This window comes from Mesorhizobium sp. f-mel, assembly GCF_053850215.1.
In genome coordinates this window covers 119,032-143,226 of sequence record NZ_JBSPTO010000014.1, presented here as the reverse complement: position 1 = coordinate 143,226, position 24,195 = coordinate 119,032, and the positions used below count along the sequence as shown (strand labels likewise).

The 24,195-nt window shown below is 63.7% G+C and carries 17 protein-coding genes and 2 pseudogenes; 14 read left to right on the top strand and 5 right to left on the bottom strand.

Going from position 1 to position 24,195, the window contains the following annotated elements; translation table 11 throughout:
* Window positions 1–107: 107 nt before the first annotated feature.
* The 3 genes and pseudogenes from lysM to ACWUKX_RS18535 all read right to left on the bottom strand — a co-directional run bounded on the left by lysM (window position 108) and on the right by ACWUKX_RS18535 (window position 2,923).
* Window positions 108–584, bottom strand: a pseudogene (gene lysM / locus ACWUKX_RS18545) (peptidoglycan-binding protein LysM).
* Between the two features lie 185 nt (window positions 585–769).
* Window positions 770–1,207, bottom strand: coding sequence for an alternative ribosome rescue aminoacyl-tRNA hydrolase ArfB (gene arfB / locus ACWUKX_RS18540; RefSeq protein WP_095517444.1), 438 nt, complete (start codon window positions 1,205–1,207; stop codon window positions 770–772).
* Between the two features lie 105 nt (window positions 1,208–1,312).
* Window positions 1,313–2,923, bottom strand: a complete 1,611-nt coding sequence (locus ACWUKX_RS18535) for a phosphoenolpyruvate carboxykinase (RefSeq protein ID WP_456008303.1) — start codon at window positions 2,921–2,923, stop codon at window positions 1,313–1,315.
* A 344-nt stretch (window positions 2,924–3,267) separates the two neighbouring features.
* Between ACWUKX_RS18535 and ACWUKX_RS18530 the strand changes: the two genes are divergently transcribed.
* The 14 genes and pseudogenes from ACWUKX_RS18530 to ACWUKX_RS18465 form a co-directional block, all read left to right on the top strand.
* On the top strand, window positions 3,268–3,969 hold the full coding sequence (locus ACWUKX_RS18530) for a response regulator transcription factor (protein ID WP_065011523.1): 702 nt from the start codon (window positions 3,268–3,270) through the stop codon (window positions 3,967–3,969).
* An 84-nt stretch (window positions 3,970–4,053) separates the two neighbouring features.
* Window positions 4,054–5,835 (top strand): sensor histidine kinase, encoded by a 1,782-nt coding sequence (locus tag ACWUKX_RS18525; protein WP_029347437.1) that lies wholly within the window; start codon window positions 4,054–4,056, stop codon window positions 5,833–5,835.
* Between the two features lie 119 nt (window positions 5,836–5,954).
* Complete coding sequence (locus tag ACWUKX_RS18520; RefSeq protein ID WP_287335526.1) at window positions 5,955–6,416, top strand: HPr kinase/phosphorylase; 462 nt, start codon at window positions 5,955–5,957, stop codon at window positions 6,414–6,416.
* A gap of 162 nt (window positions 6,417–6,578) precedes the next feature.
* Complete coding sequence (locus ACWUKX_RS18515) at window positions 6,579–6,980, top strand: PTS sugar transporter subunit IIA (RefSeq protein WP_029347440.1); 402 nt, start codon at window positions 6,579–6,581, stop codon at window positions 6,978–6,980.
* Entirely contained in the window at window positions 6,977–7,273 is a 297-nt protein-coding gene (locus ACWUKX_RS18510; RefSeq protein ID WP_029347441.1) for an HPr family phosphocarrier protein, read from the top strand. Before ACWUKX_RS18515 ends, ACWUKX_RS18510 begins: the two co-directional genes overlap by 4 nt.
* Before the next feature lie 250 nt (window positions 7,274–7,523).
* Window positions 7,524–8,924, top strand: a complete 1,401-nt coding sequence (ahcY, locus tag ACWUKX_RS18505) for an adenosylhomocysteinase (RefSeq protein ID WP_029347442.1) — start codon at window positions 7,524–7,526, stop codon at window positions 8,922–8,924.
* A 189-nt stretch (window positions 8,925–9,113) separates the two neighbouring features.
* Complete coding sequence (locus ACWUKX_RS18500) at window positions 9,114–11,678, top strand: ATP-binding protein (RefSeq protein ID WP_456008302.1); 2,565 nt, start codon at window positions 9,114–9,116, stop codon at window positions 11,676–11,678.
* A gap of 8 nt (window positions 11,679–11,686) precedes the next feature.
* Window positions 11,687–13,198, top strand: coding sequence for a tRNA (adenosine(37)-N6)-threonylcarbamoyltransferase complex ATPase subunit type 1 TsaE (gene tsaE, locus ACWUKX_RS18495; RefSeq protein ID WP_456008301.1), 1,512 nt, complete (start codon window positions 11,687–11,689; stop codon window positions 13,196–13,198).
* Window positions 13,195–13,986, top strand: coding sequence for a nucleotidyltransferase family protein (locus ACWUKX_RS18490; protein WP_456008300.1), 792 nt, complete (start codon window positions 13,195–13,197; stop codon window positions 13,984–13,986). Before tsaE ends, ACWUKX_RS18490 begins: the two co-directional genes overlap by 4 nt.
* Window positions 13,983–17,102: a double-strand break repair protein AddB gene (gene addB, locus ACWUKX_RS18485; RefSeq protein WP_456008299.1), complete on the top strand. Its 3,120-nt coding sequence runs from the start codon at window positions 13,983–13,985 to the stop codon at window positions 17,100–17,102. The genes ACWUKX_RS18490 and addB overlap by 4 nt, the downstream gene beginning before the upstream one ends.
* Complete coding sequence (gene addA, locus ACWUKX_RS18480) at window positions 17,099–20,611, top strand: double-strand break repair helicase AddA (RefSeq protein WP_456008298.1); 3,513 nt, start codon at window positions 17,099–17,101, stop codon at window positions 20,609–20,611. Before addB ends, addA begins: the two co-directional genes overlap by 4 nt.
* A 74-nt stretch (window positions 20,612–20,685) precedes the next feature.
* A complete protein-coding gene (gene trxA / locus ACWUKX_RS18475) occupies window positions 20,686–21,009 on the top strand; it encodes a thioredoxin (RefSeq protein ID WP_027152031.1) in 324 nt (107 codons plus the stop codon).
* 110 nt (window positions 21,010–21,119) lie between these two features.
* Window positions 21,120–21,401, top strand: a complete 282-nt coding sequence (locus ACWUKX_RS18470; protein ID WP_065011517.1) for a cupin domain-containing protein — start codon at window positions 21,120–21,122, stop codon at window positions 21,399–21,401.
* 24 nt (window positions 21,402–21,425) lie between these two features.
* A pseudogene (locus ACWUKX_RS18465) lies at window positions 21,426–21,654 on the top strand (RES domain-containing protein); the annotation flags it as partial.
* Window positions 21,655–21,809: 155 nt separating this feature from the next.
* On the opposite strand, the gene ACWUKX_RS18460 reads toward ACWUKX_RS18465, so the two are convergent.
* Both ACWUKX_RS18460 and accD read right to left on the bottom strand, forming a co-directional pair.
* On the bottom strand, window positions 21,810–23,135 hold the full coding sequence (locus ACWUKX_RS18460; protein WP_456008297.1) for a bifunctional folylpolyglutamate synthase/dihydrofolate synthase: 1,326 nt from the start codon (window positions 23,133–23,135) through the stop codon (window positions 21,810–21,812).
* Window positions 23,136–23,258: 123 nt separating this feature from the next.
* The gene (accD, locus tag ACWUKX_RS18455) at window positions 23,259–24,185 is read right to left on the bottom strand and encodes an acetyl-CoA carboxylase, carboxyltransferase subunit beta (RefSeq protein WP_455839684.1); all 927 of its coding nucleotides are present in this window, start codon (window positions 24,183–24,185) and stop codon (window positions 23,259–23,261) included.
* Window positions 24,186–24,195: the final 10 nt, after the last annotated feature.

Sequence of the window (24,195 nt, the reverse complement as noted above, 5' to 3'; positions counted from 1 at the left end):
AAGGAACCAGAATGCCACCATCAAATGAAAACGGCGACCCGAAAGCCGCCGTTGTCGATTGGCCGTCGCCGATCTGGTCAGGCCCGATCTGGTCAGGCCCGATCTGGTTAGGCCTGGTCGAGATCCGGTATGCGCCGGACCTGCCCGGATAAATCTTGTCCGGATGGGTCAGCATCGGCTTGTTGGCATCGAAAATGATCGTGTTCTTCGCACCCTTGCCATTGCCGTAGCTCTTTCGGCGATCTTCCAGAGGTTGTCGCCTTTCTTGACCGTGTAGAAGTCGGTTCCTTGGCCGGGGCAGCGGGTGTGCCGGATTCGGGTGCGGCGACTTGCAACTCATCCGCCTGCACCTTGGCCACGCCGAGCGTGTTGCCAACGGCGATGACCGCTTTTTCGAAGATCGATTGATCCTTGACCCACGCCTTTCAGGACAGCCGTATCGCCTTTGACGACGACTTCGACATTGTCTGTGCCGAGGTGTGCGAATCGAGTTCCCTCTTGAGCGTATCGGCGGTCGGCTCCGGCTCATCGTCGCCGAAGCCGAGCTTCTTGCCGACGCCCTTGACGAAATCAAACATGCCCATCTGTGTCTCCCTTGCTGTGGCGAATACCAAAATTGCCACCTGCAACCTTGAATTGGAAACCGTCGACCAGCGATCGATGTCGCGCCTGCCGCATCGGCCCGAAAAGTGGAATCGATTTTCGAAAAACACGATGTGGATACAAAATGTCAGGCGTATTTTGTGCGTCCGAGGGGACGCACGTTGCTCTAATCGTCGTCCACCCGGCCGCGCAATTTCTTGATTGTGCCGCGCCCAGCCTTGGTCTTCAGCCGCCTTTCGATCGCGCCTTTCGACGGCCTCGTCTTCTTGCGCGGTGGCGGCGGCGGTTCGGCGGCCGTGGCGACCAGTTCCGCAAGCCGCGCCCGGGCGTCCGCCCGGTTCTGCTCTTGCGTGCGGAAGCGTCCGGCCTCGATGACGATGACGCCATCCTTGGTGGCGCGCTGGCCGGCGAGCTTTATGGTTCGCTCGCGGACGCGCTCCGACAGGCCCGGCGCATTCGCCGCATCGAAGCGCAATTGCACCGCCGTCGCCACCTTGTTGACGTTTTGGCCGCCAGGGCCCGACGAGCGGATGAAGTCCTCGTGCAGGTCATCCGGATGGATCACCGCATCGTCGGCGATGATGATCTTGTCGTCGGCGTTCATGCCGCAGTCATGGCGCGGCAAACGGAAAAAGAAAAGGGCCGATCCCCGGGTCGGGCCTTCCCGATCCCGGTCCCGGCCTTGAGGCACAGAATACCCAGCAGGTAATTATTCCGCGGCTTCGCGCATGCGCGGCGCGGCGCCGAGCACGACGGCGTCGACATGAGGTTCGAATTTTTCGAAATTGATGGCGAACATGCCCACCAGCCTCGCCGCCTGCAGGTCATAGGTTGAGGTATCGGCCCATGTCGATCTCGGATCGAGAATGGCGCGGTCGACGCCCGCAACCGCCACCGGCACATCGAACCCAAAATTCGCGTCGGTGCGGTAGTCGGCCGTCTTCAGCGAGCCGTCGAGTGCCGCGGCAAGCAGCGCTCGCGTCGCCTTGATCGGCATCCGCTTGCCGGTGCCGTACGCGCCGCCGGTCCAGCCGGTGTTGACCAGCCAGCAATCGACACCGTGATGGGCGATCAGTTCGCGCAGCAGATTGCCGTATTCCGACGGATGGCGCGGCATGAACGGTGCGCCGAAACAGGTCGAAAACGTCGCTTCGGGTTCGGTGACGCCCTTTTCGGTCCCAGCCACCTTGGCGGTGTAGCCGGAGAGGAAATGGTACATCGCCTGCGCCGGGGTCAGCCGTGCGATCGGCGGCATCACGCCGAATGCGTCGGCGGTCAGCATGATGATGTTTTTCGGGTGACCGGCGCGGCCCGTCTTGCTGGCGTTGGGGATGAAGTGGAGCGGATAGGCGCAGCGCGTGTTTTCGGTGAGACTGCCGTCGTCGAAATCCGGCACGCGGCCCGCATCGAGCACCACATTCTCCAGCACCGTGCCGAAGCGTTGGGTGGTGGCGAAGATCTCCGGCTCGGCTTCTGCCGAAAGCTTTATCGTCTTGGCATAGCAGCCGCCTTCGAAATTGAAGATGCCATGCGGACCCCAGCCGTGCTCGTCGTCGCCGACCAGTGTGCGCGACGGATCGGCCGACAGTGTCGTCTTGCCGGTTCCCGAGAGGCCAAAGAAGATGGCCGCATCTCCGCCGGCGCCTTCATTGGCCGAGCAATGCATCGGCATCACGCCCTTGGCCGGCAACAGATAGTTGAGCACGGTGAACACCGACTTCTTCATTTCGCCGGCATAGGAGGTGCCGCCGATCAGCACGATCATGCGCGACAGATCGACGGCGATCACCGTTTCGGTGCGGGTGCCGTGGCGAACCGGATCGGCGCGGAACGACGGAAGGTCGATGATCGTCATGTCAGGCACAAAATGCTCGAGCTCGGCGGCTTCCGGGCGAATGAGCAGATTGCGGATGAACAAGGAGTGCCAGGCAAGCTCCGTGACAACCCTTGTCGTCAGCTTCAAGTCCTCATCGGCGCCGCCGACCAGGTCCTGCACATAAAGATCCTTGTCTGCTGCATGGGCGCGAAAATCGGCGAGCAGCGTTTCGAACTGGGCCGACGACATCGCCTTGTTGTTGTCCCACCATACATGCGGCCCGGTGGTCTCGTCGCGCACGACGAATTTGTCCTTGGGCGAGCGGCCGGTGTGCTGCCCGGTCTCGGCGACCAGTGCGCCATGCGCGGTGAGCCGGGCCTCGCCGCGGCGTACCGCTTCCTCGTAAAGGGCGGCTTCGCCGAAATTATAGCGCACCGCGGCCGTGGTCTTTAGGCCGATCCGATCGATCGCCCATGCGGGATTGCGTTTGCCGGCTTCCGACATGAGGGGTTCCTTCTTCGATTTGCAGCATCCTGGCCGGCGAATTTCCGGAGCCCCCACCAAGGAGACTGTAACGGTGACAACCAGAAAAGCCAAATGATATCAAATAATTAATCGATTTAAATATTTTGAAAGTTGTTTAAATCGTTTATATGTGCAAAAAATCAGGCGGTTGCCCAAAGGATTGGCGGTCTTTAACAGTCCAATCCATGTTGAGGTGAAATTATGGCCGCCGGAGTGCCGCTCGTGACAGCGGACGAAGCCTGTGCCACATTTTGTACCTAATTTGTCCTGCAGAAGCCCCTTCTCGACCAAAGAAGGGACAGCTCATGAGGGAGCCACTTGAAATGGCAACAATCGCGCTTGTCGACGACGACCGCAACATTCTGACTTCGGTGTCGATCGCCCTCGAATCGGAGGGGTATCGCGTCGAAACTTACACGGATGGGGCGTCGGCGCTGGAAGGTCTGGCGGCGCGCCCGCCGAATCTCGCCATCCTCGACATCAAGATGCCGCGCATGGACGGCATGGAGCTTCTGCGCCGGATGCGCCAGAAATCCGACCTGCCGGTGATCTTCCTGACGTCCAAGGACGACGAGATCGATGAGCTTTTCGGCCTCAAGATGGGCGCCGACGACTTCATCCGCAAACCCTTCTCGCAGCGTCTTCTGGTCGAGCGGGTTCGGGCCGTGCTGCGCCGTGCCAGCGCCCGCGAGGCGTCGGCCAAGACGCCCAGCCAGCAGGCCCGTTCGCTCGAGCGCGGCCAGCTTGTCATGGACCAGGAGCGTCACACCTGCACCTGGAAGGGCGAGCCGGTGACACTTACCGTCACCGAGTTCCTGATCCTGCATTCTCTGGCCCAGCGCCCCGGTGTGGTAAAAAGCCGTGATGCGCTGATGGATTCGGCCTATGATGAGCAGGTCTATGTCGATGACCGCACCATCGACAGTCACATCAAGCGGCTTCGCAAGAAGTTCAAGGCCGTCGATGATGACTTCGAGATGATCGAAACCCTTTACGGAGTCGGATATCGGTTCCGCGAAGCATGAATTGATGCATGTCGCCCAAAAGTGGTCCCGGTTTTGGGACAACGACATGCCCAAAACTAAAGACTGAGCGGGGGCTGCTATTCGATGGCAGTGGACGTAGAGCGAGTGAGACGGACGGGCGCCCGGCGCCCGTCGCGGATTCTGCCGGCATTCCTGTCGAAAATCACGGTGCCAATGCGCCGTTTCCTAGGCCACCACATCTTTTCCAGCCTGACGCGGCGCATTCTCTTCCTCAACCTCGCCGGCCTGGCCGTCCTGGTCACCGGCATTCTCTACCTCAACACGTTTCGCGACGGGCTGATCGATGCCCGCGTCGAAAGCCTGATGACCCAGGGCGAGATCATCGCCGGCGCGATCGCGGCATCGGCGACGGTCGAGACCGATTCGATCAGCATCGATCCGGAAAAGCTGCTTGAACTGCAGGCCGGCGAAAGCCTCGGCCCCGGCTCCGATCAGCTCGACAATCTCGATTTTCCGATCAATCCGGAGCGCGTCGCGCCGGTGCTTAGGCGCTTGATTTCGCCGACACGGACGCGCGCCCGCATCTATGATCGCGACGCCAATCTGCTGCTCGATTCCCGTCATCTCTATTCGCGTGGCCAGATCCTTCGCTACGACCTGCCGCCGGTCGACGCGGAAGAGCCCGACCTTCTGGAACGTGTCCAGAAGTTCGTCTTCGACTTCTTCCGCAACACCGCGCTGCCGGTCTACCATGAACAGCCGGGCGGCAATGGCGCAGCATTTCCGGAGGTGGTCAAGGCGCTTACCGGCAGCCCGTCGACCATCGTGCGGATCTCCGAACAGGGCGAGCAGATTGTTTCGGTCGCCGTGCCGATCCAGCGCTTCCGCGCCGTCCTCGGCGTGCTGATGCTGTCGACGGAAGGCGGCGACATCGACAAGATCGTCGCGGCCGAGCGCAAGGCGATCCTGCGCGTCTTCGGCATCGCCGCCCTTGTCACCGCGATCCTGTCGATGCTGCTCGCCTCGACCATCGCCAACCCGCTGCGCCGGCTGTCGGCGGCGGCGGTCAGGGTCCGGCGCGGCGTCAAGAATCGCGAGGAAATCCCGGACTTCTCCGACCGGCAGGACGAGATCGGCAATCTGTCGATCGCGGTGCGCGACATGACCAATGCGCTCTACGCCCGCATCGAGGCGATCGAAAGTTTCGCGGCTGACGTCTCGCACGAATTGAAGAACCCGCTGACCTCGCTGCGCAGCGCGGTGGAGACCCTGCCGCTGGCCAAGAACGACACGTCGCGCGGTCGGCTGATGGAGATCATCCAGCACGACGTCAGGCGGCTGGACCGTCTCATCACCGACATTTCCGACGCCTCCCGTCTTGACGCCGAGCTCGCGCGGGAAGACGCAGGAACCGTGGATCTCAAGAAATTCATCACGGATCTGGTCGACGTTTCGCGCACGGCCACGCGCAACAAGAAGACGGTCGACATCGAATTCAAGGTCGCCAAACTGCCGCAGGGCGTCAAAGGCTATTTCGTCGCCGGCCATGATCTGAGGATCGGCCAGGTCATCACCAATCTGATCGAGAATGCCCGCTCCTTCGTTCCTGAAGAGCGCGGTCACATCGCCATATCTCTGGCGCGCGCCGGCAAGGTCAACATCATCACCGTCGACGACAATGGTCCCGGTATCAGGGCCGACAACATCGACCGCATCTTCGAACGCTTCTACACCGACCGGCCGGCCGGCGAGGCGTTCGGCCAGAACTCAGGTCTCGGCCTGTCGATCAGCAGGCAGATCGTCGAAGCCCATGGCGGCACGCTGACCGCCGAGAACATCCCGGGCACCAAACCCGGCGAGATCAAGGGCGCCCGCTTCGTCGTGACACTGCCGGCCGAAGGCTGACGCATGATCCCAAAAAGTGGCACCGGTTTTCGGACAAGATCATGCGTAAACCAAAAAGCATGACTCCGAAAAGTGGGTCCGCGGCAGCGAAAAGTGGGAACCGGGTTTCGGACAAGACCATGCCTGATCCGACTGTGCAGGCCGAGAACATTCACGGCACGGCGATCCTGATCGGCGAGCGTGGTGTCCTTATCACGGGACCGTCCGGCTCTGGCAAGACGACGCTGGCGCTCGCCCTCATCGATCATTGTCGCCAGCATGGATTGTTTTCGCGGCTGATCGGCGACGACAGGCTCCTCGCTGCCGATCACGCGGGGCGGCTGGTCTGTCGGGTGCCCGCTCCCATCGCTGGCCTCGCCGAGGTGCCCGGATTCGGTCCGCGGCCATTGTCGTTCGAGCCCGGCGGCGTGATCGATCTTCATGTCCGGCTGGTGCCGGCAACCGAGATGGCCCGCTTCCAGGAAGATGTCGGCGAGCCGATCGCGGGCGTTCTGGTGCCGCGAATCGATTTTGCAGAACGCAACGTCTCCACCGCCTTGCTGGCCATGATGGCGCGGCTGCCAATTGCGCCTTTCGTATGATCCGGTTCCCGGTTTTTGCTGCAATGCGTCAAAATGGCCTGGGCCTGTGCAATTTTGGGCTTGTCAACGCGTCTCGCGTCGACAAGATAGCGCTCCCGCCGCCTAGAATGGCCGGCGAGCATGAAACGCCTATGAAGCGGCGATGACGGGAGCCACCAAAGAATGATCGGACTCGTGCTTGTAACGCACGGTCAACTGGCCGCCGAATTCCGCCATGCCGTGGAACATGTCGTCGGGCCACAAGACAGTTTCGAGACCGTGGCGATCGGCGCCGATGACGATATGGAGCAGCGCCGCAGCGACATCGTCGACGCCGTTGCCCGTGTCGACACGGGAGCCGGCGTCATCGTTTTGACGGACATGTTCGGCGGCACGCCCTCCAATCTCGCCATTTCGGTGATGGAATCCGGTCGTACCGAAGTCATTGCCGGCATGAACCTGCCGATGCTGATCAAGCTGTCCAGCATTCGCAAGGGCGACAATATGAGCGCAGCGCTGGACGAGGCGCAGGCGGCCGGCCGCAAATACATCAATGTCGCCAGCCAGCTTCTGAGCAGCAAATGAACGCGCTGTCGGCCAAGAAGAGTGACATCGTCCGGGAATTTCCAATCGTCAACCAGCGTGGCCTGCATGCCCGCGCCTCGGCGAAGTTCGTTCAGGTCGCCAGCGGCTTCGACGCCTCCGTCCAGGTCGAGAAGGACGGCGTCACAGTTGGCGGCACCTCGATCATGGGCCTCATGATGCTGGCGGCGAGCCCCGGCTATTCGATCCGCGTCACCGCCAGCGGCCCGGAGGCCGAGCAGGTGATCGACGCGCTGGAGCAACTGGTCGCCTCCCGCTTCGGCGAGGAGTCCTGACGCCCAGAGCGCCGCGCCTCATTTGGACGCGCAAAGGACGCTTTAGCACTTTGAATTTGCGCATCGTGCTTCCGGAAACCAATTCCGATTTCGGACCGAGGCGTCTCCGAAGACATGCACGGATAAAGATTTCTTTATATCCCATTGTCGTCCGACCGACGATCTGCTAGTCAGGCCGGCAACTCGCGCCCTTCGACACGCCTTCCGGCGTGGGCGCATCCCGAAGACAATTCTTGATCGGAGCACTGCCATGACGGGTAGCAATGACTATGTGGTCGCCGACATCTCGCTTGCCGGCTGGGGCCGCAAGGAGATCGAGATCGCCGAAACCGAAATGCCGGGCCTGATGGCCTGCCGCGAAGAATTCGGCAAGGCGCAGCCGCTCAAGGGCGCGCGCATCACCGGCTCCCTGCACATGACCATCCAGACGGCCGTGCTGATCGAAACGCTGAAGGCGCTCGGCGCCGATATCCGCTGGGCCTCCTGCAACATCTTCTCGACCCAGGACCATGCGGCCGCGGCCATCGCCGAGGCCGGCATTCCGGTCTTCGCCGTCAAGGGCGAGACGCTCGAGGACTACTGGGTCTACACCGACAAGATCTTCCAGTGGGCCGATGGCGGCACCTCCAACATGATCCTCGACGATGGCGGCGACGCCACCATGTACATCCTGATCGGCGCGCGCGCCGAAGCCGGCGAGGATGTGCTCTCCAATCCGGGCAGCGAGGAGGAAGAAATCCTGTTTGCCCAGATCAAGAAGCGTATGGCGGCATCGCCCGGTTTCTTCACCAAGCAGAAGGAAGCGATCCGCGGCGTCACTGAAGAGACCACGACCGGCGTCAACCGGCTCTATCAGTTGCAGAAGAAGGGCCTGCTGCCGTTCCCGGCGATCAACGTCAACGATAGCGTGACCAAGTCGAAATTCGACAACAAATATGGCTGCAAGGAATCGCTGGTCGACGGCATTCGCCGCGGCACCGACACGATGATGGCCGGCAAGGTTGCGGTCGTCTGCGGCTATGGCGACGTCGGCAAGGGCTCTTCGGCGTCGCTCAAGGGCGCCGGCGCCCGCGTCAAGGTCACCGAAGTCGATCCGATCTGCGCATTGCAGGCGGCGATGGACGGTTTCGAAGTCGTCACGCTCGAAGATGCCGCCCCGACCGCCGACATCATCATCACCACCACCGGCAACAAGGATGTCGTCACCCTCGACCACATGCGGGCGATGAAGGACATGGTGATCGTCGGCAATATCGGCCACTTCGACAACGAGATCCAGGTGGCGTCGCTGCGCAATCTGAAGTGGACCAACATTAAGCCGCAGGTCGACATGATCACCTTCCCGGACGGCAAGCGGATGATCCTCTTGTCGGAAGGCCGCCTGCTCAATCTCGGCAACGCCACCGGCCATCCGAGCTTCGTCATGTCGGCGTCCTTCACCAACCAGGTGCTGGCCCAGATCGAGCTGTACACCAAGCCCGGCCAGTATCAAAACCAGGTCTATGTTCTGCCGAAGCATCTCGATGAAAAGGTCGCGCGCCTGCATCTCGACAAGCTCGGCGCCCGGCTCACCGAGTTGTCCGGCGAACAGGCTGCCTATATCGGCGTGACCCCGCAGGGACCGTTCAAGCCGGAACACTACCGCTATTAACCACAGCGGAAATTACCACTAGATATTGAGGTCGGGCGATTGACTTTTCGCCCGGCTTTATTTTTGCGCTGATTGATTCTTCACGCCGATTCGCGCAAGCGCTATGGTGCTGATTCGCGGGGCCGGGGGACGAGGGCCGACGCCCGCATCAGGGCGGTCTTGCATTCAGGCGGCGAAGAGGACCAGGACATGCCGGGGGATTACCCGCCTTGCGCGGGACAGGCCGTTTCCGGCGGCCACAACGATTCGGTGACCACGGGTCCCGCTGCCAGAGGCGGGAGCCTCTTATGGCGCGCTGGCAGCCGCGTCGGAAAATTGCTTGCTTCTTCCGCGCTCGCCGGTCCGCTGCTTGGCCTTTCGGCACATGCTGGACCCGCTGCTGCGTCCAAAGCCGGGCTGTCGGTCAGCACCGTCGAGGTCATGCAACTCGCGATGTTTGTCGGCGTCATGGGCGCGGCACTTGTCTCAGCCATTTTCCTGATCCGCGAACGAGCGCGCACCTCGGCGCAGAATATCGAACTCAGAGCCCGCTTGGCCGACGTCAACGCTGCGCTGCAACGCTCCGAGGCGCTGCTCAACCTGCGCGGCCAGCGTGTGGTCGTTTGGGCCTCGGAAAACAAGAAGCCCGAGCTCGTCGGGACATTGCCGGTTGAAAGCGGCGCCCCGGAAGACCGTGCCGCCTTCCTCGCCTTCGGCCGTTGGCTGATGCCGCGCTCGGCGGCGGCGCTCGAAAATGCCGTGGCGGGACTGCGGGAAAAGGCGAAGCCTTTCGATCTCGTCCTTGAATCGCAGGCCGGTGCGCCGCTCGAAGTGCACGGGCGCAAGGGCGCAGCACACGTGGTCGTCCGTTTCGTCTCGCTTTCAGAAACGCAGCGAAGCGAGGCCAGGCTGAAAATCGAGAACCAGCGTCTCGCCGCCGACTATGACACGATGCTCGGCCTGCTCAACGCACTCAGCATGCCAGCATGGCTGCGCACGGCGAACGGGCGGCTGAAATGGGTCAACCGCGCCTATGCCAAGGCGGTCGAGGCGGAAAACGCCGAAGCGGCGGTTCGCGATGCGAAGGAATTCTTGGGTAGCCAGGCGCGCGATGCGATCGCTGCACAGCACAAGTCGCATCCCGTCTTCGAGCAGGCGCTTTCCACTGTGATCGAAGGCGACCGCCGCATGTTCGCCGTGACCGACTTCGCCGGCGCGGACGGTTCGGCGGGTCTTGCCTGCGACACCAGCGCCATCGAAACCATCCGTAACGAATATGAGCGGACCGTGCGGAGCCACGCCGACACGCTCGATCAGCTCAACACCGCCGTGGCGATTTTCGATACCGACGAAAAGCTGCGGTTTTTCAACCAGGCGTTCCAGAAACTATGGGGTCTCGACAGCGGCTTCCTGCACAGCGCTCCCGACAACGCTTTGTTGCTCGACCGGCTGCGCAGCGAAGGCAAGATCGCCGAGCAGCCCGAATGGCGGCGCTGGAAGGAAAGCCTGCTTGGCGCCTATCGCGCGGTCGAGTCGCAGGAACATTGGTGGCATCTGCCGGACGGCAAGACCATCCGCGTCGTCGCCAATCCGCAGCCTAAGGGCGGCGTGACCTGGGTGTTCGAGAACCTGACCGAGAAGATGGACCTCGAAAGCCGCTACCAGACCGCAGTGCGGGTTCAGGGCGAGACGCTCGACAATCTTGCCGAAGGCGTGGCCGTGTTCGGCCCGGATGGAAGGCTGAGATTGTCGAACCCGGCATTCGCAGCACTTTGGGGGCTGGACGCCGACGCCGCCAAGCCAAACGTTCACGTCTCCACGATCCGCGATCTGTGCGACCGGCGCGCCGCCGACAGCCCCTGGCGCGGGTTCGTTGCCGCCATCACCGGTTTCGACGATGAGCGCCGCGACCGCCACGGCCAGACCGAGCTGAACAACGGCACCGTGCTGCGCTACGCGATGATCCCGCTGCCCAACGGGCAGGTGATGATGACCTTCGTCGACGTCACCGACAGCGTCAATGTCGAGCGTGCGCTGAAGGACAAGAACGAGGCGCTGGAAAAATCCGACCAGCTCAAGAACGAGTTCGTGCAGCACGTCTCCTACGAATTGCGCTCGCCGCTGACCAACATCATCGGCTTCACCGAGCTTCTTTCGCTGCCGTCGACCGGGCCATTGAGCCAGAAGCAGCGCGAATATGTTGAGCATGTCAGCTCGTCTTCCTCGGTTCTGCTCACCATCGTCAACGACATCCTCGACCTGGCGACCGTGGATGCCGGGATCATGGAGCTCGATATCTCCGAAGTTCACGTCGATCGGACCATCGCTGCCGCTGCCGAGCTTGTCTCCGAACGGCTGGAGGAGCATGCAATCAGGCTCAAGGTCGATGCGGCCACTGCGCCGAAGACGTTCCACGGAGACGAAATCCGCATCCGCCAGATCCTCTACAATCTGCTGAGCAATGCCGCGAACTACGCTCCGGAGGCGAGCACCATCACGCTCGCCTGCCGCTCGCTCGCCGAAGGCGTGGAATTCTCCGTTCACGACGACGGTCCCGGTATGCCGCCGGACCTGCTCGATTCGGTGTTCCGGCGTTTCGAACCGCGCACCAATGGCGGCCGCCGGCGCGGCGCCGGGCTCGGCCTGTCGATCGTCAAGAGCTTTGTCGAGTTGCATGGTGGCAGCGTCCGCATCGAGACCGGCAAGGACATGGGCACAACCGTCATTTGTGCCTTTCCCGACACGCCGTCCGGCATCCGCGCGGCGGCCGAGTAGCGCGCTCGATGGCAGGCGTGGTGCTGGAGCGTTTTCTCGCCGACGAGGCTGCGACCGCAAGGCTGGGCGAGGATCTTGCCATGTCGCTGCGCCCCAGCGACGTGCTGGCGCTCAAAGGCGATCTCGGCGCCGGCAAGTCGAGTTTGGCGCGGGCGCTGATCAGGGCAATGACCGACGATGCCGGTCTCGACGTGCCGAGCCCGACCTTCACGCTCGTCCAGAGCTATGAGGCGCGTATTCCCGTCCATCATTTCGACCTCTATCGCCTGTCCTCGGCATCCGAACTGGACGAACTGGGTTTTGACGAGGCGCTGGCGCAAGGCGCTGCCCTGGTCGAATGGCCGGAACAGGCAGAGGCCTATTTGCCAAAGACTTCGGTGCTGATCGAACTCGTCCATCAGAACGACGGACGCCTGGCGAGATTGTCGGGACAAGGCGCTGCCTTCGAGCGTGCGGCGCGATCGCTGGCCATGCGCGATTTTCTGGAAAGAGCCGGCTGGGGTGAAGCGCAGAGACGGTATTTTATCGGCGACGCCTCGGCCCGTTCCTATGAGATCGTCTCGCTGGCCGGCCTGCCGCCCCGCGTGCTGATGAACTCGCCGCGGCTGGTGCTCGGGCCGCCGGTCCGCGACGGCAGGCCCTATGCTGTGATCGCCCACACCGCGCAATCGGTCTCGGCCTTCGTCGCCATTGACCGGGCGCTGCGGGCCGGTGGCGTCAGCGCCCCGGAGGTCCACGCCCAGGACCTGGACCAGGGCTTTCTTCTGCTCGAGCATCTCGGCTCGGAGGGATTTCTCGGCCAGCAGGGTCAGCCGGTGGCGGAGCGCTACGCGGCGGCGGCCGAACTGCTCGCCATGATGCATGGCAAGGCATGGCCCGATCGCATCGAGGTCGCGCCCGGCGTCTTTCACGACGTGCCGCCTTTCGACCGCGACGCCATGATGATCGAAGCCGAATTGCTGGTCGACTGGTATGTGCCGGCGATATCAGGCGGCCTGGCAAGCGATGCCTTGCGCGCCGGCTATAACAGGGAATGGAATGCGGTCCTCAACCGGCTGGAAGGGCGCGAATACACGCTTATGCTGCGCGACTTTCATTCGCCGAACATCATCTGGCGCGGCGAGCGTACCGGTCACGATCGGCTCGGCATCGTCGATGTCCAGGACGCGCTGATCGGCCCGTCCGCCTACGACCTCGCCTCGCTTGCCATGGATGCCCGCGTTACGATCCCGCCTGAGATCGAGAAGCGGACGCTCGATGCCTATATCGCCGCGCGCCATAAGGCCGGCGCTTTTAACGAAGACGAATTCGTCGAAACCTATGCGATCATGGCGGCGCAGCGCAATTCGAAGATTCTCGGCATTTTCGTCCGGCTCGAAAAGCGCGACGGCAAGCCTTATTATCTTAAGCACCTGCCGCGCATTCGCGACTATCTTCGGCGGGCGCTGGCGCATCCGGCACTGGCTGCCCTGCGGGATTTCTATACAGCCCACGGCCTACTGGAGGACCGGTCGCTATGACGGCACGCCCCAAGATCGCAATGGTGCTTGCCGCCGGGCTGGGAAAGCGCATGCGGCCAATCACCGACACAATCCCAAAACCGCTGGTCAAGATATCAGGCAAGACATTGCTCGACTGGAGCCTGGACAGCCTGGCCCACGCCGGCGTGGAAAAGGCCATGGTCAACGTCCATCATTTTCCCGAACAGATCGTCGCCCACGTCGCCGCGCGCCGCGCCCCGAAAGTCGTCATTTCCGATGAAAGCGAAAGACTGCTCGATTCCGCCGGCGGCATCGTCCATGCTTTGCCGGAACTGGGAGGGGCTCCCTTTTACATCGTCAACGCCGACACCTTCTGGATCGACAGCGGCGTGCCCAACCTTGCCCGCCTCGCCCTTGCGTGGGACGCGGCGAAAATGGATATTCTGTTGATGCTCGCGGATCCCCAATCAGCAACCGGACACAGCGGCGGCACCGATTTCCTGATGTCGCCGGACGGCGCCTTGCGGCGTTCGAAAGGCGACCCGACAGGCCTGATCTATGCCGGTACGGCGATCGTCCATCCCAGGCTTTTCAAGGATGCGCCGGCCGGGCCGCATTCGCTTAACGCCTATTTCGATGCGGCCATCTCTGCCGGTCGCCTGTTCGGCATGGTGATGCAGGGCCATTGGATCACAGTTGGCACGCCCGACGCCATTCCGCTTGCGGAAGCGGCCGTCGCCGCCGCTCTTGCTGAGTCACCCAGCGCTTTTACCGAGTTGACCAGCGCCACCACTGAGTTGACCAGCGCCATCACTGAGTTGAAATGAGCGGCTCCCGCCGCGTTTTCTCGATCCCGCCCGGAGCGCCGTTTCTGCCGACGCTGGCCAAGGCCCTGCTGTCAGGGCGGCTCGTTCCCGGTTTCCGCTTCGACGGCGACCCGCTGGCGCTGGCCGACGCCACCATCTACGTGCCGACGCGCCGCGCCGCGCGGGCGCTGCGCGGCGTTTTCGTCGACCGTCTGGGCAGCCGCTCGGCGATCCTGCCGGTGATCCGCCCGCTCGGCGAGTTCGACGAGGACGAGGCCGCGTTCGAGGCCGACGCATCGGCCGCCATTGACCTCGCGCCGCCGATCGCCGCAATCGAGCGGCTGCTGCTGCTGGCGCCGCTGGTTCGCGCCTGGAAACGCCGCCTGCCGGCGCATGTCGCGGCACTTTTCGACGAGGAGATCGTCGTGCCGGCCTCCGCCGCCGACGCCATCTGGCTGGCGCGCGATCTGGCCCGGCTGATGGACGAGATCGAGACGGAAGGTACGGACTGGACCAAGCTCGCCGATCTGGTGACCGGCAACCTCGCCGGCTGGTGGCAAGTGACGCTCGACTTCCTGAGCATCGTCACCGAAAACTGGCCGAATCTCCTCGAAGAACGCAACCGCTCCAACCCGGCCGCGCATCGCAATGCGCTGATAAGGCTGGAAGCAGCACGGCTGAAGCGCAATCCGCCGGCCGGACCGGTGATCGCCGCCGGCTCCACGGGTTCCATTCCCGCCACCGCCGAACTGCTTGCCGTGATCGCCGGCCTGCCCAGCGGCGCCGTCGTGCTGCCCGGCCTCGACCTGATGCTGGATGAGCCGTCTTTCGCGGCGATCGCCGCACCTGGCGCCCGGCCGGCCTTGCTTGGCCACCCGCAATACGGCCTGGCAAAACTGATCGGCAAGATCGGCGTGCTACGCGGCGATGTCGGGGAGATCGCCGTTGCCGAAAGGCCGCTCGCGCTGCGCGCCGCACTTGTCGGCGAGGCGCTGCGGCCGGCCGAGACCACCGAGCTGTGGGCCGAGACGCGCGCCCGCTTTACGGCCGGCGATATCACCGAGGCCTTCGCCGACGTGACGCTACTCGAAGCCGCCGGCGAGCGCGACGAAGCGGTGGCTATCGCCGTCGCGCTCAAACGCGCCGTCGAACAGCCCGGCCAGCGCGCCGCACTCGTCACCGGCGACCGCGCTTTGGCGCGGCGTGTCTCAGTCGAGCTTTTGCGGTTTGGTGTCGTCGCCGACGATTCGGGCGGCACCCCGCTCATCAACACGCCAGCCGCCGGCCTGCTCAGGCTGGCGCTTCAGGCCGCGTTCCGGCCCGGCGACCCGGTCGCTCTGCTGTCGCTGCTCAAGCACCCGCTGCTTGGCCTCGGCCTGAAACGCACAAGCGCCCGTCACGCGGCGGAGATCGTCGAACTGGTGGCGCTGCGCGGCGGCACCGGCCGCCCCGACGTCGCCTCGCTGCCGGCGCTATTCGAGGCCCGCCTCACCGGCCTGGGCAGCACCCGGCCGCCCTTCTGGTTTTCCCGCCTGACTGTGCGAAACATCGAGCGCGCCCGCGAATTGCTCGTTCGCCTTGCCGATGCTCTGGCGCCGCTGACCGCCTTTCGCAGTCAAGCCGAAGCCGGTCTTGCCGAATTGACCCGGGCCAGCGTCGTCGCGCTCGAAAGTCTTGGCCGCACCGCGGATGGCAGCCTAAGCGAGCTCTATGCCGGCGATGCCGGCGAAAAGCTCGCCGAGCTCTTGCGCGGGCTGATCGCCGCCTCGGCGTCGCTCTCCTTCGCGGCGGACGAATGGCCCGACGTGATGGAGGCGCTAATCGCGCCCGAAACCGTCAAGCCGGCTCAAGGGACCGACAGGAACATCGCCATCTGGGGTGCGCTGGAAGGCCGGTTGCAGAGCGTCGACACGCTGGTCGTCGGCGGGCTTAACGAAGGCGTATGGCCGCGCAAGCCGGAGGGCGACCGCTTCATGTCGCGACTGATGAAGACCGGCATCGATCTCGAACCGCCCGAACGGCGCATCGGCCTGGCTGCCCATGACTTCCAGATGGCGATGGGAGCGAAGAAAGTGGTGTTGGCGCGCTCCGCCCGCTCCGGCGACGCGCCGGCGGTGCCATCGCGCTGGCTGCAGCGCCTCCTGACGTTCATAGGTAAGGACCACGCGGCGGTGCTTCGTCGGCGTGGTGATGAATTTCTGTCCTGGGCCCGTGCGCTCGATGCCGGCGAAAGGAGAGATTTCGCGCCGCGACCGCAGCCGAAGCCGCCGCAGGCTGTGCGGCCGCAACATTTCTCGGTCACCGAGATCGAGACGCTGCGCCGCGACCCTTATGCGGTCTATGCCAGGCGGATCCTCGGCCTGATGCCGCTCGATCCTGTCATCCGCGATCCGGGCGCTGCCGAACGCGGCACGCTGTTTCACGCCATCCTGCATCTTTTTTCGCGCACCGTGGCCGATCCGCTTGTGCCGGAGGCGGCGGACGGTCTCATCGCTGCCGGCCGCGCATGCTTTGCCGAGGCGGCCCTTCCTCCCGATGTCGAGGCGGTGTGGTGGCCGCGCTTCGAAAAGCTCGCCGCCGGCATCATCGAATGGGAACGCGGCCGCGCCTTCGCCGTGACAATGCGACATGCCGAAGAGCGCGCCGAGAAAACCGGCGTCGGCCAGTCGGGCGTGACGCTGTCCGGCTACGCCGATCGTGTCGATCTCCTGGCCGGCGGCATGGCCGACATCCTGGACTACAAGACCGGCTCCTCGCCATCCAAGGCGCAGGCCCATACGCTGCTTTCGCCGCAATTGGCGCTCGAAGGCGCGCTGCTCAGACGCGGAGCCTTCAAGGGACTCGGTGCGCGCGAGCCGTCGCAGCTAGCCTTCATCAGGCTGAAACCGAACGGCGAGGTGTTCGAGGAATCCATCCTCGAATACAACCGCAAGCCGCGAACCGCCGCCGATCTCGCCGAGGAGGCCTGGGCACGGCTCGAAAAACTGCTGATCCACTATGCCGACCCGACGACAGGCTATCTGTCGCGCGCGCTGCCGTTCCGCGAGGGCGAGACCGATGGCGACTACGATCATCTCGCCCGCGTGCTCGAATGGTCCGCCGGCGGCGACGCCGACGACGAGGGAGGGGAGGCATGAAGAAGGCCTATCCAATCCCGACCGATACCGCCGCCAGCCAGGCCAGCGCCTCCGACCCGCAAAATTCCGCCTGGGTTTCGGCCAATGCCGGATCCGGCAAGACCCATGTGCTGGCCCAGCGGGTCATCCGGCTCTTGCTGCGCGGCACCGATCCGTCGAAGATCCTGTGCCTGACCTACACCCGCGCCGCAGCCGCCAATATGTCGAACCGGGTGTTTTCGACGCTGTCGGAATGGACGGCACTTGGCGACGTCGAACTGGCGGCAAGGGTTGAAGCGCTGGACGGTCGCCAGGCCGATCGCGAAACCATGCGCCGCGCGCGCCGGCTGTTCGCCGAGGCGCTCGAGACGCCGGGCGGGCTGAAGATCCAGACCATCCACGCCTTCTGCGAATCGGTGCTGCACCAGTTTCCGCTGGAGGCCAACATACCGGCCCATTTCGAAATGCTTGATCCGCAGATGGAGGCGTCGCTCTTCGCCGCCGCCCGCCGCGACATGATCTCGGGCACTGCCGCCGGCGATGCGGGGCTGGCCGAGGCTTTGGCCACCATTCTGGAACGCGGCGGCGAACATGGGCTCGACGCCTTGCTGGCCGAGATTGTGCGCAAGCGCGACGGCTTGCGCGCCTTCATCAGCGCTGCCGGCGGTGATAGCTTCCGGGCGCTGTTCGACGAGTTTAGGTTTCGCGCCGGCCAGACCGCCGAAGGCCTGGCGGCGTCCGTCTGGCCGCTGCCGGGCTTCCTGCCGGACTATTTCGTCACCTTTGCCCGCGCTGCCGAAGCCGCCGATGCCCGCATCGTGCTGAACAATTTGCTGCCCTACGCCCATCTAGCCTTCGCCGAGGATAATCCGGTTCGCCGGCTGCAATTGCTGGCAAAAGCCTTCCTGCGGGCGGATGGCGAGCCTTATGAGCCGGCAAAGACGTTCAAGAAGGCGTTGCTCGACCGATTGCCGAATCTTGCCGAGCGCTATCTCTCGGCGGCCGATGCCATCCTCGAAATCTCCGACCGGCTGGCCTTGTTCAGGATGGTCGAGGGCACATGTGCCGCGCTGACCATCGCCGACTGGCTGATCACCCGCTACGAGCATTTGAAGCGCGCGCGCGGCTTCCTCGACTTCAACGACCTCATCACCCGAACGGTCAATCTCCTGGCGCGGCCCGATGCCGGTCCATGGGTTCAATACAAGCTCGACCAAGGCATCGACCATATCCTGCTCGACGAGGCGCAGGACACCAGTCCCGACCAATGGGAGGTGGTGAAGCGGCTGGCCGAGGAATTCTTTGCAGGGCTCGGCGCGCGCGACACGGTTCACCGCACGGTCTTTGCCGTCGGCGACGAAAAACAGTCGATCTATTCCTTTCAAGGTGCGGCGCCCGACTCCTTCGCCGACTCAAGGCTGCTGTTTGCCGGAAAGGTGCGCGACGCCAACGCGGCCTTCGCCGATCTCAAGCTGACCTGGTCGTTCCGCTCGACCGACGACGTGCTTGCGGCGGTGGACCGTGTCTTTGCCGACCCGGTCGTGCGGCGCGGCATCAGCCACGATCCCGACCCGCTGAACCACAAGGCGATCCGCACCGATGCGCCGGGCTATGTCGAGGTCTGGCCGTCGATCGGTGCCGACGTCGTTGACGAGCCCGACGACTGGACGCAAGCCGTCGACCACGCCCATGCGCCGGCGGTGCGTGTTGCCGAAAACGTCGCGGCGACCATTGCCGGCTGGATCGGCGCCGGCGAAATCATCGAAGGCCGCGGCAAGAAGCTTCGGCCAGGCGACGTGCTGGTGCTGGTGCGCAAGCGCGATCGCTTCGTCCATGCGCTGACGCGCGCACTGAAGCGCCGCGACATCCCTGTCGCCGGCGCCGACCGGCTCAGCCTGCCCGGCCATATTGCGGTAAAGGACCTGATCGCACTCGGCCACTTTCTCGTCCAGCCTGAGGACGATCTGTCGCTTGCAGCCGTGCTGCGCAGCCCGATTTTCGATGTTTCGGAAGAGACGCTTTTCGCGCTTGCCGGCGAGCGGCCGTCCGGCCTCTCGTTGATCGCCTCGCTCAGGCAGCATGCCGGTGAAAGCGCTGCCTTGGCCGCAATCGCTGCCCAACTCGAGACTTGGTCCGATGAAGCCGCATTCAAGCCGGTGTTCGAATTCTATGCCGGGGCTCTCGCCCGCGACGGCCTGCGCAAGAAGATGATCGCGCGGCTCGGGCCGGAGGCCGGCGACATTCTCGACGAGTTCCTGAGCTTCTGCCTAGCCGAGGAACGGACCGGCCTGCCGGGACTGGAATCCTTCCTGTCGACGCTGGAAAATGCCGGCCCCGAGATCAAGCGTGAAATGGACCAGACCCGCGACGAGGTTCGCGTCATGACCGTGCATGCCGCCAAGGGCCTGGAGGCGCCTGTCGTGTTCCTGGTCGATGGCGGTTCCGCCCCGTTCAGCGACCAGCATCTGCCGCGACTGATGCCGTTCGAAGGCTCGGGCGACCATTGGGACGGCAAGGGCTATCTCTGGCGCTCGGCCAGCGATGTCGCCAATGGATTTTCGCGGGCCGCTTCGGTCCGCGCTCGCGAGCTGGCAGACGACGAATACCGCCGGCTGCTCTATGTCGGCATGACCCGGGCCGAGGACCGGCTGATCGTCTGCGGCTATCACGGCAAGCGGGCACCAAACGCCGGCACCTGGCATTCGATCGTCAGCCGCGCGCTGGTCGGCGCCCCCGAAAGTGCTGAGCGGCAGCACCCCGCCACCGGCGAGACCGTGCATCGGTTTCACGTGACAAAATTGCCGCCGGTCGGACATGCGGCTGCCGAAGAGGCGCGGCAGACGACACAGTTCGAGCCGTTGCCGAAGAGCCTGTTCCAGCCTTTGCCTCCCTTCGAGGATCTGCCGCGGCCGCTGTCGCCGTCCGGCGCCTCGGCGCTGATCGACGAGGCCAAGCAAGCGGTGATCGACACCGGCTCGCCGGTGCTGGACACCGAGGCGGAGCCTGGCTTTGCCGTGATGCGCGGATTCGCGCTGCACAAGTTGCTGCAGATGCTGCCGGGCATTGCGGAGGCCGAACGCCGCGATGCCGCGGAACGCTATCTCAAGCGCGCCGGCGCGCAGTGGCCAGAAACCGAGCGCGACAAGGCCTTGGCCTCGGTGGCGACGATTCTCGCCGACAGCCGTTTCGATCAGCTGTTTGCGCCCAATTCACGCGCTGAAGTCGCGGTCATGGGCAGCCTCGAGGTCAAGGGCAAGCTGCGCTCGATCTCCGGCAAGATCGACCGGCTGGCGGTCACGCCAGGCAGGGTGTCGATCGTCGACTACAAGACCAATAGGCCGGCGCCTGCAGCCTTGGCGGACGTTCCATCGGCCTATGTCCTGCAACTCGCGCTCTATCGCGCGCTGCTCCAGCCGCTTTATCCCGAGCATGAGGTCTCGGCGGCGCTGCTGTTCACTGAAGCGCCGCGATTGATCGAGCTGCCGCCGGCGGTCATGGACGACGCTCTTGCCCGACTCACGGGAGCGTGACACAACAGCTGCTTGAAGAAGGGCGCGATCACCACCACATTTGGTGCGACAATAACTCACGAAAGGATTTTCGCATGGCCACCGTCAAGGTCGACAAGAGCAATTTCCAGACCGATGTGCTTGACGCCAAGGAGCCGGTCGTCGTCGATTTCTGGGCGGAGTGGTGCGGCCCCTGCAAGATGATCGCGCCGGCGCTGGAAGACATTGCCATTGAACTCGGCAGCAAGGTCAAGATCGCCAAGCTCAACATTGACGAGAATCCCGAGCTTGCGGCGCAGTTCGGCGTGCGCTCGATCCCGACGCTGATGATTTTCAAGGGCGGCGAAATGGCCGACATGAAGGTCGGCGCCGCACCGAAGACGGCGCTGTCGCACTGGATCAACGGCAATCTCGCCTGATCCGACCCTCCCGGAAATCGAATCCGATTTTCTGGGTCATGCGCTGGTCCGCCCTGGCACTCGCCACTTGCGGCCCCATGTTCTTGTCTGGCTTAAAGCAGGAGAACGACATGACCGGATCCGCCAAGGCCACCGTCTTCATCGACAATGAGCGCGTTATCGTCACCGAATACCGCTTCGCGCCGGGCGACAACACCGGCTGGCATCGTCATGGCCATGATTACGTGATCGTGCCGCTGATGGACGGCAAGCTCAAGCTCCTGACCAAGGACGGCGAATCCTTCGCCGAAATGAAGAAGGGGGCGCCCTATTTCCGCAAGGAGGGCGTGGAGCATGACGTCATCAATGCCAATGAGGGCGAGTATGCCTTCATCGAGATCGAGCTGAAGTAACGCGGGAGCAGGCCCTCGCAACATCTTGCCGACAGCGCATGGCGGGATCAGATGCAGGCAAGCGGAGAATCAAGAACGCAGGCTTTGACGCGCCGATTGATCGCGAAGGGCTATCCAGCCATGCTTGTTCGCAGCTTTGCGGCCGGCGCTGTCGAGACGGATCTCAACCTCGTTCTATGGAAATGGCGATGATCCTCCGTGGCGGCTCGCGCCGATCAACGACGAAGGCAGACTGTCGAGAGAAGCGCAATGACTTGGCAATCGCTCCCGCGTTCGAGAGCGTTCAGCTTTCGATAGAACCACCGAACCGCTCTAAGTATTTGTTTTACGCAATTCCGGACGGAAACCGCGACACACTTTTCCTGGAATTGTTCTGGCCTCTTGGTACCGGAGGTCCGGCAGGATAGATCAGGTCGGCGGTGTGCCGTTTTCGGCCAGCACCGCGCCGGCCAGATAGAGCGAGCCGCTGATCAGGATGCGCGGCGGCGGTCCGTCCCATGTGTCGCGCAGCAGCATCAGGGCATTGGCGACGGAGCTCACCGGTTCGGCCGACAGGCCGGCCTCGACGGCGCGGATCGCCAGTTCGTCATTCGGCACGCTGGCCTCGCTGAGGCTCACCGGCACCGTGTAGACATGCCGCACCAGCCCCTTGAAGGCGCTGAAATAGCCGCTCTGGTCTTTGGTGTTGATCATGCCGGAAATCAGGAACAGCGGCCGCGGGTTCTTTTCCTCCTGCTCGGCAAGTGCTTCGGCGACGACCACGCCGGCGCCCGGATTGTGGCCGCCGTCGAGCCAGATGTCGGCGCCCTTCGGCGCCAGTTCCGTCAACCTGCCTTGCGGCAATTTCTGCATCCGCCCCGGCCAGGTGACATTGGCCATCGCCTTGTCGGCAACGCGATGGCTGATCTCGAAGCCCGCCGCCTTGACCGCCGCAATCGCCGCCGCCGCGTTGGCGAACTGGTGGCGCCCTGGCAGCCGCGGCGGCGACAGGTCCATCAGCCCGTCTTCGTCCTGATAGACCATCCGGCCGTTTTCCTCGAAGGCGAGGAAATCCTGGCCATAGACGAAGGCGGGACAGTCGAGCCGCTCGGCGGTTTCGATAAGCACCTGCAGCGCCGTTTCGCTTTCCTGCGCGCCGATGACCACCGGGCAACCGCCCTTGATGATGCCGGCTTTTTCGGCGGCGATCAGTTCGACACGGTCGCCGAGAAAGGATTCGTGGTCGAGCGAGACCGGCATGATCACCGACACCGCCGGCTCGCTGATGACATTGGTGGCATCGAAGCGGCCGCCAAGGCCGACCTCGATGATGACGGCATCTGCCGGATATTCGGAAAACAGCAGGAAGGTGACGGCGGTGAGGATTTCGAAGACGGTGATCTTCTGGCCTTCATTGGCTTTGGCGACGCGGGCGATGGCGTCGGCGAAGACCTTATCCTCGACCAGCCTGCCGCCGCCGTCGGCGGCCAGCCGGTAGCGCTCATGCCAGTTCACCAGATGCGGCGATGTGTGGACATGGACGCGGTGGCCGGATGCTTCCAGCAGCGCCCGCGAAAACGCGGCGCAGGAGCCCTTGCCGTTGGTGCCGGCGATGTGGATGACCGGCGGCAGATGATCCTGCGGATTGCCCAGCCGCCCCAGCAGCCGCGAAATGCGGTCGAGCGAAAGATCGAAGCCCTTCGGATGAAGCGACATCAGGCTTTCGATTTCGCGGTCGGCGGCAAGCGTGGTCATGGGAGAATCCTAGCGCATGACCCCGAAAATCGAAATCGATTTTCGGAAAGGATCATGCGCGAATCAAGATGCTACAGCGCCACAGATGGCGCGCAATCGCGGTTCGCGACGACGGATGTCGCGTCAGGCTTGCGGGCGTGCTTCCGCCGGGAGCGCCACCGGCGGCAGAATTTCCGGTTCCAGCGGCTTTTCTTCTTCCGGCAGCTTGAGCAGCATTTTCAGGAGCCGCGCGATCGTCTGGCGCATCTCCAGCCGCGACACCACCATGTCGACCATGCCGTGCTCCATCAGATACTCGGCGCGCTGGAAGCCGTCGGGCAGTTTTTCCCTGATGGTCTGCTCGATGACGCGCGGCCCGGCAAAACCGATCAGCGCGCCGGGCTCGGCGATGTGCACGTCGCCCAGCATGGCGTAAGAGGCGGTGACGCCGCCGGTGGTCGGGTTGGTCAGGACGACAATATAGGGAAGACCGGCTTCCTTCAGCCGATCGACGCCGATCGTGGTTCTCGGCAATTGCATCAGCGACAGGATGCCTTCCTGCATGCGGGCGCCGCCGGAGGCCGCAAACAGGATCAGCGGCCGCTTGCGTTGCACAGCGACCTCAAAGCCACGAACGATGGCATCGCCGGCTGCCATGCCGAGCGAGCCGCCCATGAAGGCGAAGTCCTGCACGGTCACCACCACCGGCAGGCCCTCGACGGTCCCCAGCGCATTGATGATGGCGTCCTCCAGCCCGGTCTTGGTCTTGGCCTCTTTCAGCCGGTCGGTGTAGCGCTTCTCGTCGCGGAATTTCAGTGGATCCTGCACCACCTTGGGGTTTTCGAGCATCTCGTACTTGCCGTCGTCGAAGAAGAATCTCAGCCGCTCCTTGGCCGAGATCTTCATGTGATGGCCGGAGGACGGGATGACGAACTGGTTCTGCTCCAGGTCCTTGTGGAAGACCATCTCGCCGGTCTCCGGATCCTTGATCCAGAGGTTCTCAGGCATGTCGGTGCGTCGGCCGAGCATCGAATTGATCTTCGGGCGAACGTAGTTGGTGATCCAGTTCATCGCTTCGGCT